Source organism: Paenibacillus sp. HGH0039 (assembly GCF_000411255.1).
Classification (GTDB): domain Bacteria; phylum Bacillota; class Bacilli; order Paenibacillales; family NBRC-103111; genus Paenibacillus_F.
The window spans coordinates 1,208,455-1,223,644 of sequence record NZ_KE150412.1 but is presented as its reverse complement, the minus strand read 5'-3'; the positions used below and the strand labels follow the sequence as shown (position 1 = coordinate 1,223,644).

The window sequence follows — 15,190 nt, the reverse complement described above, 5'->3', positions numbered from 1 at the left end:
AAGGGCTTTAGGCCCGGCGAATTCATATATACGCACCCCTAATAAGGAGGAAATAGATTATTATGAGCAAAGTAATCGGTATTGACTTAGGAACCACCAACTCCTGCGTAGCCGTAATGGAAGGCGGCGAAGCCGTCGTTATCCCTAACGCCGAAGGAAACCGCACCACTCCGTCCGTAGTGGGCTTCAAGAAAGACGGAGAGCGTGTTGTGGGTGAGACGGCAAAACGCCAGTCCATCACGAATCCGGACCGTACGATTATCTCCATCAAGCGTCACATCGGTACGAACCATAAGGAATCCATTGACGGCAAGGACTACACGCCTCAAGAGATTTCCGCGATCATTCTGCAAAAGCTGAAAGCCGACGCAGAAGCTTACCTGGGATCTCCGGTAACGCAAGCGGTTATCACGGTCCCTGCTTACTTCAACGACAGCCAGCGTCAAGCGACCAAAGACGCCGGTAAAATCGCCGGTCTCGAAGTGCTCCGTATCGTCAACGAGCCTACCGCGGCTGCACTCGCTTACGGCCTGGAGAAATCCGAAGATCAGACGATCCTCGTGTATGACCTTGGCGGCGGTACGTTCGACGTATCTATCCTTGAACTCGGCGACGGTTTCTTCGAAGTTAAAGCGACAAGCGGCGACAACAAGCTGGGCGGCGACGACTTCGACCAAGTGATCATCGATCACCTGACGGCTGAATTCAAAAAAGAGCACGGAATCGACCTGAGCAAGGACAAAGCGGCTGTACAGCGTTTGAAAGATGCGGCTGAGAAAGCCAAGAAAGAACTTTCCAGCGTCCTGACAACGACCGTTTCCCTGCCGTTCATTACCGTTGTCGACGGAGTGCCTCAGCACTTGGAGCTTAACCTGACCCGCGCCAAGTTCGAAGAGCTTTCCGCTTCTCTGGTTGAAAGAACACTGGGCCCGACTCGTCAGGCTCTGAGCGATGCGGGCTTGTCCCCAAGCCAAATCGACAAAGTCGTACTGGTCGGCGGATCGACTCGTATTCCGGCTGTTGTCGAAGAAATCAAAAAGCTGATCGGTAAAGATCCTCACAAAGGCGTTAACCCGGATGAAGTTGTTGCTCTGGGCGCCGCTGTCCAAGCGGGCGTTCTGACCGGCGACGTTAAAGACGTGGTTCTCCTGGATGTGACTCCGCTGTCCCTGGGTATCGAAACGGCTGGCGGTGTATTCACCAAAATGATCGACCGCAACACAACGATTCCTACCAGCAAATCGCAAGTGTACACCACTTATGCGGACAACCAAACAAGCGTGGAAATCCACGTTCTGCAAGGTGAACGCGCGATGGCTAACGATAACAAAACACTCGGACGCTTCATGCTGGGAGACATTCCTCCGGCGCCGCGCGGTATTCCGCAAGTCGAAGTTACCTTCGATATCGATGCGAACGGCATCGTGAACGTATCGGCTCTCGATAAAGGAACAGGCAAAAGCCAGAAGATCACGATCACTTCTTCCAGCGGCCTGAGCGATGATGAAATCGATAAAATGATGAAGGATGCGGAGGCGCACGCCGAAGAAGACCGCAACCGCAAAGAACTCGTTGAAGTCCGCAACCAGGCTGACCAGCTTGTTTACAGCACGGACAAAACGATCAAGGAACTGGGCGACAAAGTAGACCAGGCCGAGATCGACAAAGCGAACGCAGCGAAGGAAAAAGTGAAGCAGGCGCTCGAAGGCAACGACCTGGCTGCAATCAAAGCGGCTACGGAAGAGCTGACCGAAGTGGTCCAGCAGCTTTCCGTGAAGCTGTATGAGCAGGCTGCCCAGCAGCAAGGAGCGGGCGACGCGGCAGGCGAAGCTTCCGAAGCCGGCAAGAAAGACAACGTAGTCGATGCGGATTACGAAGTAGTTGACGAGGACAAAGACAAGAAATAAGGGAATTTCACACCGGGAACTGTCTGACACAAAGAGAAGTCAAAGCCGTCCGAAAACGGCTTTGACTTTCCCTATGTTTCGACATGACCATCCGGTTGAGGTTGCCGTTAAAGCAGCGGGGGTGGAGCGATGAGTAAACGGGACTATTACGAAGTGCTGGGCGTCGGCAAGGACGCGTCCGCGGAGGATGTCAAAAAAGCGTACCGGAAGCTGGCGCGCCAGTATCATCCGGACGTGAATAAGGCAGACGATGCCGAAACGAAGTTCAAAGAGGCCAAAGAAGCGTACGACGTATTGAGCGACGATCAGAAGCGTTCGACGTATGACCGTTTCGGGCATGTCGATCCGAATCAGGGAATGGGCGGCGGAGGCATGGGCGGCGCCGATTTCGGAGGATTCGGGGACATCTTCGACATGTTCTTCGGAGGCGGAGGCGGCGGCCGGCGCAATCCGAACGCGCCTCAGCGCGGAAGCGATCTGCAGTATAACCTGCAAATCGAATTCAAGGAAGCGGTATTCGGCAAGGAGCTTGACCTGCAGATTCCGCGCACGGAAAACTGCGACAAGTGCTCGGGTTCGGGCGCCAAACCGGGCACACACCCGGAGACTTGTACCACCTGTCAAGGTTCGGGCCAGCAGGAAGTGGTTCAGAATACGCCGTTCGGCCGTATCGTGAACCGCCGTCCTTGCTCGACCTGTAACGGCCAAGGCAAAATTATCCGTCACAAGTGCGGAGAATGCGGCGGCTCCGGCAAGGTCAAGAAACAGCGCAAGATACACATCAAAATCCCGGCCGGCGTAGACGACGGCGCTCAGCTGCGCGTCAGCGGAGAGGGCGAAAGCGGTACGCGCGGAGGCCCGGCGGGTGACCTGTACGTCGTCATCCACGTGAAGGCGCACGAATATTTCGAGCGCAGGGACGACGACATTTATCTGGATATGCCGCTGACCTTCGTTCAGGCGGCGCTCGGCGCGGAAGTGGAAGTGCCGACCCTGACGGAGAAAGTGAAGCTCAAGATTCCGGCGGGCACGGACACGGGAACGTATTTCCGTCTGCGCGGCAAAGGCGTACCGAAGCTTCGCGGCTACGGACAGGGCGATCAGCACGTGCGCGTCGTGATTGTGACGCCGAAAAACATGACCGACGAGCAGAAGGATCTGCTCCGCGAGTTCGCGAAAGTAAGCGGAGAAGATACGAAAGAGCACGAGGAGTCCTTCTTCGACCGGATGCGTAAAGCGTTCCGCGGAGATTGATTCCCGGATAGATAACCGCATGGCGCAAGCCTGCGAAGCAAGCACCTTTCCCTGGCGGAAAGGTGCTTTTTCTTGTGCCGATGGTTAAAATTTCGGACTGGAACATCATGCAATTTCCTGTATAATAATTCGTTGTGCCCTTACAGAGGCGCTCCGGCACAGGAGCGCGAACGGCAATTTTCAACGCAAAAGGAGAATCTTACTTGAAACCCAACATGGAATTGCAGCGGACGCTGAAGCTTTGGCATATCGTGGTCATCGGCCTTGGCTATATGGCTCCTATGGCGGTGTTCGATACGTACGGGATCGTGTCGGAGGAAACGGGAGGGCACGTTCCGGCCGCTTACGCGCTGACTTTGCTGGCGATCCTTTTCACCGCGTCCAGCTACGGCAAAATGGTGAGAGTTTACCCGACGGCGGGCTCCGCTTACGCATACGCGCGGAATACGATTCATCCGTATGCGGGCTTCCTGGTCGGCTGGGCGGCGCTGCTCGATTACTTATTCCTGCCCATGATCAACGCTTTGCTGACAGGCATTTATTTGTCCGCGGTTTTCCCGGAAATTCCGGCCTGGATCTGGATTGTCGGTTTCGTCCTCTTTATTACGGCGCTCAACCTGCTGAAGGTGAAAATAACGGCTTCGGTCAACACGTTCCTCGTGCTTTTCCAGATCGTCGTCGTGGTCCTGTTCGCCGCACTTGCCGTAAAAGGCCTCATGAACGGGCAAGGAGTCGGAGAAGTGTTCACCGCCCAGCCTTTCTACGCCCCGGATATGTCCATACCGGCCCTGCTCGTAGGCGCCTCGATCCTCTGCTTCGCCTTCCTCGGATTCGATGCGGTATCGACGCTGACCGAAGAAACGGTGGACCCGGAAAAGAACACGCCGCGGGCCATCATTCTCGTCGCGATGATCGGCGGAATCCTGTTTATGACGGCTTCCTACTTCACCCAGTCGCTGTTCCCGGACGTTTCCGTGTTCGAAGACCCGGAGGGGGCTTCGCCGGAAATCGCCCTGTTTATCGGGGGCAAGGTGTTTCAGCTCGTGTTCCTGGCCGCGGCGCTTTCGTCGACACTGGCTTCGGGCCTCGTTTCCCTGACTAGCGTTACCCGGCTTTTGTACGCCATGGGGCGCGACAGCTATCTGCCGAGGAAATTTTTCGGGTATGTGCATCCCAAAACGGGCACGCCGGTCTATAACGTCCTGTTTATCGGCTGTATATCGTTGATCGCGTTAAAGCTCGATCTCGTGACGGCTACCTCGTTTATTAACTTCGGGGCGCTGATTGCGTTCACGTTTGTGAACCTTTCGGTCATTATCCATTATATTTTCAAAAAGAAGCAGAGAAGCTTCGGCGATTATATGCGGTATTTGGTCGCCCCTCTGATCGGAGCGGGATTTGTGGCGTACATCTGGACGCATCTGGACCGCCATTCGATGACGCTGGGATTGATCTGGACGGCAGTCGGGGTCGTTTATCTGATCTATCTGGTCGCAGTCGCGAAGAGAGATGTGAAAAAAATCCAAATGGACGATTCCGGCAGTTAATAGGTAGTCGGCGGACGAATTCGAAGAGATCAAGTTGGTCGCGCGAGTTGTCTGTGACCTTCGCCGCTCCCCTAATTGCGTGTCCCCAGTGATTCGTCGGCTGGCCTGTGTCTGACCGGTATCAGAACAGGAAAGGGACGGGACGTACGATAAGGGATAGCGGAGGACGTTCCCGACTGCATAAAAAAAGCTTCTGTAAAGCATGCTAATTTTTAGCTTGCATAAGGAGGCACAACGATGAGCGAAAACCGGAACGAACACGAAGAAATCTCCGAGCAGATTTCGCAGCTGATTCCGATCGGCAAAAACGAGGATGTGGAGTTCAGCTCGGAAGAAGCCGATGCGGAAGATCTGGAAGCCCTGCAGCGCGCGAATGCCGCGGACAGCCGCCAGGAGCGGCAGGGTTCATGAGCGAGAAGAGCATACTCGCGACTTTCCGCTCCCCCGAGGAAGCCGAAGGCGCGTCCGCCAAGCTGAAAGCGCTGCGGGTGATCGACATGCAGATCGCGCGGTTCGACCGCTTTCAGGGAGAAGACGTTCAGCAGCAGATGAACCCGCTGAACGGGGATTTCGCCAGCCTCGGCAACTTGACGCAGAGTGCCGAGTGGTATTCGCCCGACGCGGGAATTCTCGCGGCGGCGGACCCTACCGCCAGCGGAATGAGCGACGGCGGGTCGGGGATGCCGACCGGCCGCGATATTCTGCTGACGGTCGTGGTGGACGAGAGCACGCATCATCAGGCGATGCGTGTGATCCGCGAATGCGGGGGCGAGATCTGACGTCCGGCCTGTAACCGGGCCGGACGCCGCGACCGCCGCCCCGCACAGCGGCCGGTGAAATCGCACGGCCGATCAGCCGGCGCCTTACCGGTGGGCAAAGCACGCACCGGCAGCGGCAAAAGCTCTCACCTCCGGGTTTCACAGCGGAGAGTGAGAGCTTTTTTGCATGTTCCGCATGAGCCGGTATCGCGGCCGGTGCGGACGGTTTTACCGGGCTTGTAAAGTATAGTACAATAACAAGATATGTGAGCGGATAAGCAAGGCTAAAATCCGAAAGGGGGAACAAGTCGCGATGCGTTGGCATGAAATTACGGTAAACACGACGGAACAAGCCGTCGAAATGATCTCCAATTTTCTCCACGAATTTGGAGCCGGAGGGGTTTCCATCGAAGAATCCGGCACTTTGAATAAGAAGCGGGATACTTCGCTCGGACAGTGGTACGAGCTTCCTTTTAACGATATTCCGGAAGGCCGTGCCGTTATCAAAGGGTACTTCGTGGAAGGAACCGAGCTGGATTCCATTATGAGCACGCTCAAGCAGTCGGTCGAAGGGCTGGCCGAATTCGGCATCGATACGGGAAATCCGTCTTACGAGCTGCGCGAGGTGGACGACGAAGACTGGGCGAACGCCTGGAAGCAGTACTTTAAACCTGTCCGCATTACGGAACGTTTAACGATCAAACCGACATGGGAAGAATATACGGCATCGGAAGGCGAATTGATTCTGGAGCTCGATCCGGGAATGGCTTTCGGAACGGGAACCCATGCCACCACGTCGCTGTGCCTCAAGACCCTGGAAGAGGTCATTAAGGGCGGCGAAGATGTGATCGACGTGGGCACGGGTTCCGGCATCCTGTCGATCGCTGCGGCCAAGCTCGGAGCCCGGCGCGTCCTTGCCGTCGACCTTGACCCGGTTGCGGTTTCGAGCGCAAGCGAGAACTCCAAGCTCAACGGCCTGGAGGATACGATTCACGTGAAGCTGAGCGATCTCCTGGGCGTTTTCAAAGAAAGCGAAGCGGGCGGCGGCGCCGATCTCGGCGTGAAACTCCCCGTTCAGGTGGTCGTCGCGAACATTTTGGCGGAAATTATTCTGCTCTTCCTTGACGATGTGTACAAAGTGCTGGCGCCAGGCGGCTATTATGTCGTGTCCGGCGTTATTCTAAGCAAGCAGAAAGATGTGGAAAACGGCCTCCTCGCAGCCGGCTTCGAAGTCGAGGACGTGCGCCGCGACGGAGAGTGGGTCGTGCTGATCGCGCGGAAAAGGTAGGCGGGCCGCATGGGGGATTTCAGCGCCATTTTACAGCTGCTGCCGTTCACGCTGCTCGTGCTCATCATCGCCTTTACGGTGCATGAGTTCGCGCACGCCTACTCGGCTTACAAATTCGGGGACCCTACCGCTTACAAGGAGGGCCGGGTGACGTTGAATCCCCGCGTCCATCTCGATGTGCTGGGGACGCTGCTGTTCATCATCGCCGGGTTCGGCTGGGCGAAGCCCGTTCCCGTCCGGCGCTCCAATTTCAAGAAGCCCCGCCTCATGGGCGTCATCGTCAGCTTCGCGGGGCCCTTCAGCAATCTGGTTCTCGGTTTCCTCGGCATTATCGTGTTTTATGTGCTGCTGAACTACACGGGAATCGACGGTTGGTCCGCGGGCGTGCAGAAGGCCGTGCTTATTTTTATGATCCTGTTCGTGAAAATGAACGTGCTGCTGTTCATCTTGAACCTGCTTCCGGTTCCTCCGCTCGACGGATACCGGATTCTGGAAGATGTGCTCCCGGACGCCGGTCGCGAAAAGCTTAGGCAATATGAGCAGTGGGGAATGCTTGTCCTGCTGCTGGTTGCGTTTATCCCGCCTTTGTACCGGGTAACGCTGGGGCCGATTTTTTCGCTGCAGTACGATATCATTTATGCGTTTAACGATCTGATCGGCTCGCTGTTCGGCGAACGGCTGCCCATCGACCAGTTTTTCAGACTGATCGGATAAAAGGACTCCGGGCATTCCCGGCGGACCGAATACGCCGGATACACCTAAGGCCGTTAAGGCTGCCCGGGCCTATGACGGCCCGATGAATCGATGAAAATTTGTGCCAGCGGTAGCTTTTGAAGCGAGAACATTGTAAGATGAAATGTACGCGATTTTTAGCATTTTCGACAAAGAAAGAGTGGCCGCAATGCAAAGATATTTCATTCCAGCCGGAGATTTCGGCGCGGATTCCGTCGCGATTACAGGCGACGATGCCCATCATCTCGCGCGCGTCATGCGTGGCGAAGAGGGCGACCGCTGCATCTGCAGCGACGGCGTCAGCCGTGAAGCGATCGTTGAAATTACGGCGGTCGACAAAAACCGCGTCGAAGCGAAAATCGTCGAAACGCTGGAAATGAGCGCGGAGCCTGCCGTCGAGGTATGGATCGCGCAAAGTCTGCCCAAGGGCGACAAGATGGAGACGGTCATCCAGAAGGGGACCGAAATCGGCGCCGCGCGTTTTCTGCCGTTCGTGTCCGAACGGACCGTCGTCCAGTACGATGCGAAGAAAGAAGCCAAGCGCTCCGAGCGCTGGAATAAAATAGCCAAGGAAGCGGCGGAGCAGGCGCACCGGAACCGGATTCCGGTCATCGAGTCCGTGCTTTCGTGGAAAGCTCTTTTGAAGCTGGTTTCCGAAGCCGCCGACGGAGCCTGGATTTGTTACGAGAAAGAAGACGGATTCGGCATCGGAACGGCGATCCGCCGTTATTTCGGATCCCGGGACAGCCGAACGGACGAAATCGGAGCTCCGCGGAAAGCGGCGGACGGAGCCGGTGCGGACAGCGCAGCGGAAGGCAAGCCGTCGAGGCTGCTGCTGCTTGTAGGCCCCGAAGGGGGATTCACCGAGCAGGAGATCCGCGAGGCCGAGGCCGCGGGCTGCGTGTCCGTGTCGCTCGGACGGAGAATTTTACGCACGGAGACGGCCGCTATGGTCGGGCTTGCGTGCATCCTATACGAATCCGGAGAGATGGGAGGATAACATCATGTCAACTGTGGCATTTCACACCTTGGGGTGCAAAGTTAATTTTTACGACACCGAAGCGATCTGGCAGATGTTCAAAGGCGAAGGGTATGAACAGGTCGATTTTGAACAGACGGCGGACGTTTACGTGATCAATACGTGTACCGTTACGAATACCGGCGACAAGAAAAGCCGCCAGATGATCCGCCGAGCCGTTCGGCGCAATCCGGAGGCCATCGTGGCCGTTACGGGCTGTTACGCGCAGACTTCGCCTGCCGAAATCATGGCGATTCCGGGCGTCGATCTCGTGATCGGGACGCAGGACCGCGACAAAATCATTTCCCTGGTGAAGCAGTTCCAGCAGGAGCGCCAGCCGATCAACGCCGTGCGCAACATCATGAAAACGCGCCAGTTCGAGGAACTGGACGTACCGGATTTTGCCGACCGTACCCGCGCGTTTCTGAAAATCCAGGAAGGCTGCAACAATTTCTGCACCTTCTGCATCATTCCGTGGTCGCGCGGCCTTATGCGCAGCCGGGAACCGGAGAGCGTCGTCAAGCAGGCGCACATGCTCGTTGACGCGGGCTACAAAGAAATCGTGCTGACGGGCATTCACACCGGCGGCTACGGCGAAGATATGGAGAATTACAGTCTGGCCCGCCTGCTGTGGGACCTGGACAAGGTAGACGGTTTGAACCGGATCCGGATCTCCTCGATCGAAGCGAGCCAGATTACGGACGAAGTACTGGAAGTGCTGGGCGCCTCCGATAAAATGTGCCGTCATCTGCACATTCCGCTTCAGGCCGGCAACGACCAGGTTCTGGCACGGATGCGCCGCAAATATACGACCGCCGAATACGGCCGTAAAATCGAGCTGATCCATAAAGCGCTCCCGGGCGCGGCCATCACGACGGACATCATCGTCGGCTTCCCGGGCGAAACGGACGAAATGTTCCGCGAAGGCTATGCCTTTATGGAACAGATGAAGTTCGCCGAAATGCACGTATTCCCGTATTCCAAACGGACGGGAACGCCCGCCGCGCGCATGCTGGATCAAATCGACGAAGAGATCAAGAACGCACGCGTTCACGAGTTGATCGACTTGTCGGAGAACATGCAGTTGGAGTACGCCAAGCAGTATGTGGGCAAACAGCTGGAAGTCATTCCGGAGCGCGCTTACAAAGGCGCCGCCGAAGACAGCGGCCTGCTGATGGGCTACAGCGACAACTATATGCAGATGGTATTCGAGGCGCCGGAAGAGATGATCGGCCGGGTATGTACGGTCGAAGTGCAGGAAGCCGGCGTGAACGAATCCAAAGGCAAGCTGATCCGCGTCGCGGAGGAGCAGTCCGCGCCCGCGAATCGGATCAAAGCGATTGTCTGAGAAACGTTTTATAGCGGGTTGACAGACCCTGGGCACGGTGTTAAGATGGGGTACAATTCCATTGATTCCCATCTACCGGACAGCCGGAGACATAAGCGAGAGCTTATTGTTTCCGGCTTTTTTGCGTAGCCGAAAGGAGTGAAACGGGCGGGCCGCGGGAAGAAGAGGCGGCATCTTTTGCAGGGAAGGGGGCGTGAATGAGGAAGGGTGACTTTACATCGATTTAATCCGACTAAATTCATGTGAAAAGTTTAGTATTCGCAGGGCGAAATATGAACATCGAAGGAGCGTGGAACATGGGAAACGCGGTTCCGGAAGTGGAATTCGGCTGGTTTATTCCGACCACGGGAGACGGCAAATATATCGGAGTCGAGCCGGAAAGAGAATCATCCGCCGACTATATGATTCAAGTGGCGCAAGCGGCTGAGGAAGCGGGCTTTACGTTCGCCCTCATTCCCACAGGCGGATCGTGCCTGGATGCCTGGATTGTCGGCTCCATCGTCGCTTCGCATACGAAGACGCTCAAGCCACTGGTGGCGATGAGACCGGGGCTGATCGCGCCCGTTCTTGCCGCCAGAATGGCCGCCACGCTCGACGTCCTGTCCGGCGGCCGGGCGCTGATCAACGTCGTAACGGGCGGATCTCCGTCCGACTTGTCGGCTACGGGAGATCCGCTCGCCGGCGATCATGACGAGCGGTATGTACGCACCCGGGAATTTCTGCATATCGTCCGCAGCGTGTGGACGCGCTCAAACGACGGCGGGGAGAAATTTCTCGCCGGCGGCGGGTACAAGTACGGCGATTCGGAGAAGGTCGAGTTCAGCGGCAAGTATTACCGGCTCGAAGGAGGGGCGGCACTGCCTCTGCCCGTGCAAAAGCCTTATCCGCCGCTTTATTTCGGGGGCAGCTCCGAAGCCGGGAAGCGGACGGCCGTCGAAACCTCGGACGTCTATCTGATGTGGGCGGAGCCTCTTGCCTGGATACGGGAGCAGATCCGGGAAGTGGAGGAGATCCGGGCGGAAGTGAAGGCGTCCACCGGGAAAGAGCGCGAGCTCCGCTACGGGCTGCGTGCGCAGGTGGTCATCCGCGAAACGGAGGAAGAAGCCTGGAAAGACGCGTGGGAGATTATTTCCAAAGTGGACAACAGCGCGATCGAATGGTCCAGCCACCGCTTTAAGGAAACGGATGCGACGAATCAGCAGCGCCAGAACTCGCTGCGGGAAGGTTCCCGGGCGAACGGATATCTGATCGGCCCGAATTTGTGGGCGGGCATTTCCATTGTGCGCGGCGGCGGCGCCATGACGTTCGTCGGCAGCGCCGAGCAGGTGGCGGACCGTCTGCTGGAATTTACGGATATCGGCATTTCTTCGTTTATTCTTTCGGGGTATCCGAATCTGGAAGAAGCCCGGATTACGGGAGATTTGCTGCTGCCGGTATTCAAAAGAAAGCTGGCGGAGCGAGAAGTGGCGGCGGAGATAACTTTTTCAGGGCATAAGGAGAAGATTGAGGCGTAGGTACGCTTGGGGAGGCCGTACTGGAGACTCGAACCGGAACGAAAGGGGAGAAAGAATGAAAGCTGCACGCAAAACGGCTCCGGCGGCGGATGAGAGAAGACGTGGTTACAGGTGGGCCGCACCTTTTGCGCTCCTGATGATTCTGCTGCTTTCGGGCTGCATCGGCAAAGGGGAGCAAGCTGTAACGGAAGGGGCGGCCCCGGCCGGAAAAAGCGGGAAAGACAAAGTGACGGTCAGCATCGGAATCCAGCAGAGCCTGGGGCCGCTGCTGATCGCCCGGGAGAAGAAATGGTTCGAGGAAGCATTCGAGGAAGCGGGGGCGGAGGTCAAGTGGCAGGAGTTTCAGAGCGGCCCTCCCCATTTCGAGTCCATTACGGCCGGGCGGCTCGACTTCGGGATCGTCGGAAACGGGCCTGTCATTGCCGCCCAGGCAGGCAAGGTGGAATTTAAAGAAATCGCCGTAAGCGGCGACGGCAAGAAAGGAAACGCGATTCTCGTTCCGAAAGGCAGTCCGCTCCAAACGGTGCGGGACCTGAAAGGCAAAAAAATCGCCGTGGCCAAAGGCAGCAGCGGCTGGATTTTCCTGTACAGGGCAATCGTCCAAGCCGGTTTAAAGCCCGACGACATTAAAATCGTCCAGCTTCAGCCGGACGAGGCGAGGCCCGCATTCCAGAGCGGGGCGGTGGATGCCTGGGCGATCTGGGAGCCGTTTATAACGAGCGAAGTCGTGACGGGAGGCGCATCGGTGCTGGCGGACGGAAAGCAGCTCGATCTGCTCGGGCCGGGCTTTATCGTCGCGCGCAGCGGGTTTACACGGGAACACCCGGATTTGACGGTGCTTTTCCTGAAAACCTACGAGAAAGCCAGGTTTTGGCTGACGGAACATCAGGAGGAAGCGGTCGGAATTTTGGCCAAGTCCAAAAAGCTGGACCCCGGGATCGTGCGGAAAGTGCTGAGCAATCTCGAAGCGCTGAACGCGGTCATTACGCCGGAATTTGTGGAGGCGCAGCAGTCGACGGCGGATTTTATGTTCTCGCAGGACGCGATCAAGCAGAAGATCGACGTGACCCGGGTGGTGGATAATTCTTTCATCGAGCAGGCGCTGAAGCAGGTTGCGGCAGGCAAATAAGCGGCAGACGGAGCTAAGGCGGGCCAAAGCGGTTTGGCTGCGCAAGTTTCCGGAGAGCGGCTGCACATTTTTTTGTCGGATAGGAAAAACAGAGAGAAAAGAAGCTGCGGATCGGCCGCCTGCAGGGGCGGAGGTCCGTTTTTTCATGGGCAAAAAAATACCCTGTGTGTTTAAAACCTCTTTTTCCGGTGGTAATAGGTAGCAGGCATGTTACATACACAGCTGGATGGAGGGGGACGCATGACCGACACCGAGCAGACGGATAAGCCCGGTAAAAAGAATCGAACGACACCGAAAAAGAAGAGAAAAGCGCGTAAAATCGCCGGTTTTGTCGTTCTGGGAGCGTTAGTCGTTGTACTTGGTGCAGGAGCGTGGGCAGCGAAGACGGGAATCGAGATGTACCGGCAGACGGATCTTTCGAAGCTGGCGCAGGAGCCGCCGATGCCGCTGCGGATTTACGATGCGAATAAGGAGCTGATCACGGAGCTGACCAATTCCAGAATGGAATATGTTCCGTATTCGGCGTTTCCGAAAGAGCTGACGAATGCGATTGTTGCGGTGGAAGATTCCCGGTTTTACGAGCATGACGGGATTGATTACAAGGGTCTGAGCCGCGCGTTGTTTACAAATGTGAAAAACGGGGAGGTTGTGCAGGGCGGGAGTACGATTACCCAGCAGCTTGCCAAAGTGAAGCTTTTCAGCTCGGAGCAGACGCTTGAACGCAAAATCAATGAAGCGGTCGCGGCGCTCAAGATCGAAAACAATTACGGCAAAGAGCAGATTCTGGAGCTTTACCTCAATTATATTTATTACGGCCGGGGGGCCTGGGGGATCGAGCGGGCTTCGCAGATCTATTTCGGGAAAAACACGTCCGAGCTTACGCTGGCGGAAGCGGCGCTGCTTGCGGGACTGCCGAAGTCGCCGAATGCGTATTCGCCGCTTAACAATCCCGATAAAGCCAAAGAGCGCCGGGATCTCGTGCTCGGCATGATGGCGTCGCAGGGGAAGATTACGGCCGAGGAACGCGACCGTGCCCAGAACGAGCCCATTAAACTGACGGAGAATACGTCTCTTTCGGCAAGCAACAAGTACCCCACTTACGTGGATTATGTCATTCAGGAAACGCTGGATAAAACGAAAATGTCCGAGCAGGAAATTTTGTCGGCGGGGCTGGAAATTTACACGAATCTGGACCCGAAAGTCCAGGATGCGGCGGAAGCCGTCTACCGGGACAAGAAAAATTTCCCCGGGGACAAAGGCGGGCTGCAGAGCTCCGTCGTCGTCCTGGATGCGAAGACCGGCGCGGTAAAAGGGCTGGTCGGCTCCCGCAGCGAAACGAAGGAATTCCGGGCGTTTAATTACGCGACACAGCTTCAGCGCCAGCCGGGCTCGACGATCAAGCCCGTGGTCGTGTATACGCCGGCGCTGCTGGCCGGCTTCAAGCCCCAGGATCTGATCAACGATGCGGAAACGGAATTCGCCGGAGGCTACAAGCCGAACAATTACGGCCACCGGTTCCACGGCTGGGTGACGATGGAGGAAGCGCTGGCTCAGTCCTATAATGTGCCCGCCGTGGCGCTGATGAAGGAAGTGGGCGTCGAGAAGGCGCTGGCTTTCGGGCGCAAAGCCGGTCTTCCGCTGGAAGACGACGACCAGGTTTACGGCCTTGCCCTGGGCGGCATGAAATACGGCACTTCTCCGCTAGTGATGGCGCAGGCTTACACGATGTATGCGAATGGCGGCAACCTGGCTCACGCTTATGCGGTCACACAGGTGAAAGACCGAAGCGGCAATGTCATCTTGGAGCAGAAAACGAAAACGGCGCGGGTGATCGATGCCGATACGGCCTACACGATGTCGGAGATGCTCCAGAAGGTCATTACGGAAGGCTCGGGCCGCAACGCAAGGCTTAACCGCGATGTCGCGGGCAAGACGGGAACGACGCAGCTTCCCGATGTGGCCGAATTCCGCACTTCATCCGGGGGCGTTATCGACGGCTCCAAGGATGCGTGGTTTGTCGGCTATACGCCGGAACTGGTGACGGCGGTGTGGGTCGGTTACCCGGTGACGAACCGGGAGCATTACCTGACGACAGGCGGCGATAAGCTTCCGGCCGCCATTTTCCAGAAAATCATGAGTCAGGCGCTCAAGGGACAGCCGCTCACCGCATTTAAAGCTCCACAAGGCTACCGCCTTGCCGGAGGAAAAATCCAGCGGATCAACGGGGAGAACGGCAAAGCCTACGCCGCCGTCGATTCCAGAGAGCGCAAAAGCGGAAGCCGCACGCGGACGGAGGATTCTACGGACGGGGAAGCACCCGCGACTCCGTCGCCGTTGCCATCGCAAGCGCCGGCAGATGGGGCGGGCACCGCTCCCGGAGGAAAAGAGACCCCGGCGGGTACCGGAAGCCCGCCTCCCAAGAACGGGACGGGAAGCGTGAAACCTCCCGTCGCGGGCAAAGAGCCGCCGGAAGGCACGGAGAAGCCTTCCGGGGAGGCGACCCCGCAGCCTTCTCCGGGAGTCAAGCCGCCGGAGGGCGAGGCTGCGCCTACGGCCTCCGCGAAGCCGACTCCGAAGCCTCCGGCGAAGAAGGAGGAGGGAGGCGCTGCGGGGTCCGGGGTGAGCGCTTCCCGGCCGAGTACCGTTCCTTCGCCTTCACCGTCGGATGAAGGTGCTGCGGCCGGCAACTGAACCG

12 protein-coding genes are annotated in these 15,190 nt (G+C 57.3%); all 12 read left to right on the top strand.

Annotation, left to right across the window (positions count from 1 at the left end; genetic code table 11):
• The first annotated feature begins 62 nt into the window (after positions 1-62).
• The 12 genes from dnaK to HMPREF1207_RS05220 all read left to right on the top strand — a co-directional run bounded on the left by dnaK (position 63) and on the right by HMPREF1207_RS05220 (position 15,186).
• The gene (dnaK, locus tag HMPREF1207_RS05270) at positions 63-1,907 is read left to right on the top strand and encodes a molecular chaperone DnaK (protein ID WP_009675415.1); all 1,845 of its coding nucleotides are present in this window, start codon (positions 63-65) and stop codon (positions 1,905-1,907) included.
• A gap of 129 nt (positions 1,908-2,036) precedes the next feature.
• Complete coding sequence (gene dnaJ, locus HMPREF1207_RS05265; protein ID WP_009675385.1) at positions 2,037-3,161, top strand: molecular chaperone DnaJ; 1,125 nt, start codon at positions 2,037-2,039, stop codon at positions 3,159-3,161.
• A gap of 203 nt (positions 3,162-3,364) precedes the next feature.
• Positions 3,365-4,708: an APC family permease gene (locus HMPREF1207_RS05260; RefSeq protein ID WP_009675432.1), complete on the top strand. Its 1,344-nt coding sequence runs from the start codon at positions 3,365-3,367 to the stop codon at positions 4,706-4,708.
• Positions 4,709-4,945: 237 nt separating this feature from the next.
• Positions 4,946-5,119, top strand: coding sequence for a YfhD family protein (locus HMPREF1207_RS28600; RefSeq protein WP_009675367.1), 174 nt, complete (start codon positions 4,946-4,948; stop codon positions 5,117-5,119).
• Positions 5,116-5,487, top strand: coding sequence for a hypothetical protein (locus HMPREF1207_RS05255; RefSeq protein WP_009675396.1), 372 nt, complete (start codon positions 5,116-5,118; stop codon positions 5,485-5,487). Before HMPREF1207_RS28600 ends, HMPREF1207_RS05255 begins: the two co-directional genes overlap by 4 nt.
• 292 nt (positions 5,488-5,779) lie before the next feature.
• Positions 5,780-6,754: a 50S ribosomal protein L11 methyltransferase gene (prmA, locus tag HMPREF1207_RS05250; RefSeq protein WP_009675412.1), complete on the top strand. Its 975-nt coding sequence runs from the start codon at positions 5,780-5,782 to the stop codon at positions 6,752-6,754.
• A gap of 9 nt (positions 6,755-6,763) precedes the next feature.
• Positions 6,764-7,468, top strand: coding sequence for a site-2 protease family protein (locus HMPREF1207_RS05245; protein WP_009675375.1), 705 nt, complete (start codon positions 6,764-6,766; stop codon positions 7,466-7,468).
• Between the two features lie 187 nt (positions 7,469-7,655).
• Positions 7,656-8,486, top strand: a complete 831-nt coding sequence (locus HMPREF1207_RS05240) for an RsmE family RNA methyltransferase (RefSeq protein WP_009675368.1) — start codon at positions 7,656-7,658, stop codon at positions 8,484-8,486.
• 4 nt (positions 8,487-8,490) lie between these two features.
• Positions 8,491-9,852 (top strand): tRNA (N(6)-L-threonylcarbamoyladenosine(37)-C(2))-methylthiotransferase MtaB, encoded by a 1,362-nt coding sequence (gene mtaB / locus HMPREF1207_RS05235; protein WP_009675423.1) that lies wholly within the window; start codon positions 8,491-8,493, stop codon positions 9,850-9,852.
• Between the two features lie 296 nt (positions 9,853-10,148).
• On the top strand, positions 10,149-11,366 hold the full coding sequence (locus tag HMPREF1207_RS05230; protein ID WP_009675414.1) for an LLM class flavin-dependent oxidoreductase: 1,218 nt from the start codon (positions 10,149-10,151) through the stop codon (positions 11,364-11,366).
• A 136-nt stretch (positions 11,367-11,502) separates the two neighbouring features.
• Positions 11,503-12,495 (top strand): aliphatic sulfonate ABC transporter substrate-binding protein, encoded by a 993-nt coding sequence (locus tag HMPREF1207_RS05225; RefSeq protein WP_036739812.1) that lies wholly within the window; start codon positions 11,503-11,505, stop codon positions 12,493-12,495.
• A gap of 240 nt (positions 12,496-12,735) precedes the next feature.
• Positions 12,736-15,186 carry a PBP1A family penicillin-binding protein gene (locus tag HMPREF1207_RS05220; protein WP_009675397.1) on the top strand — a complete coding sequence of 817 codons (2,451 nt, stop codon included), beginning with the start codon at positions 12,736-12,738 and terminating at the stop codon, positions 15,184-15,186.
• Positions 15,187-15,190: the final 4 nt, after the last annotated feature.

Bases quoted from the DNA above. Each gene is read 5' to 3' on its own strand.
- dnaK (WP_009675415.1), top strand. From the start codon at position 63: ATGAGCAAAGTAATCGGTATTGACTTAGGAACCACCAACTCCTGCGTA.
- dnaJ (WP_009675385.1), top strand. From the start codon at position 2,037: ATGAGTAAACGGGACTATTACGAAGTGCTGGGCGTCGGCAAGGACGCG.
- HMPREF1207_RS28600 (WP_009675367.1), top strand. From the start codon at position 4,946: ATGAGCGAAAACCGGAACGAACACGAAGAAATCTCCGAGCAGATTTCG.
- HMPREF1207_RS05255 (WP_009675396.1), top strand. From the start codon at position 5,116: ATGAGCGAGAAGAGCATACTCGCGACTTTCCGCTCCCCCGAGGAAGCC.
- prmA (WP_009675412.1), top strand. From the start codon at position 5,780: ATGCGTTGGCATGAAATTACGGTAAACACGACGGAACAAGCCGTCGAA.
- HMPREF1207_RS05245 (WP_009675375.1), top strand. From the start codon at position 6,764: ATGGGGGATTTCAGCGCCATTTTACAGCTGCTGCCGTTCACGCTGCTC.
- HMPREF1207_RS05240 (WP_009675368.1), top strand. From the start codon at position 7,656: ATGCAAAGATATTTCATTCCAGCCGGAGATTTCGGCGCGGATTCCGTC.
- mtaB (WP_009675423.1), top strand. From the start codon at position 8,491: ATGTCAACTGTGGCATTTCACACCTTGGGGTGCAAAGTTAATTTTTAC.
- HMPREF1207_RS05230 (WP_009675414.1), top strand. From the start codon at position 10,149: ATGGGAAACGCGGTTCCGGAAGTGGAATTCGGCTGGTTTATTCCGACC.
- HMPREF1207_RS05225 (WP_036739812.1), top strand. From the start codon at position 11,503: ATGATTCTGCTGCTTTCGGGCTGCATCGGCAAAGGGGAGCAAGCTGTA.
- HMPREF1207_RS05220 (WP_009675397.1), top strand. From the start codon at position 12,736: ATGACCGACACCGAGCAGACGGATAAGCCCGGTAAAAAGAATCGAACG.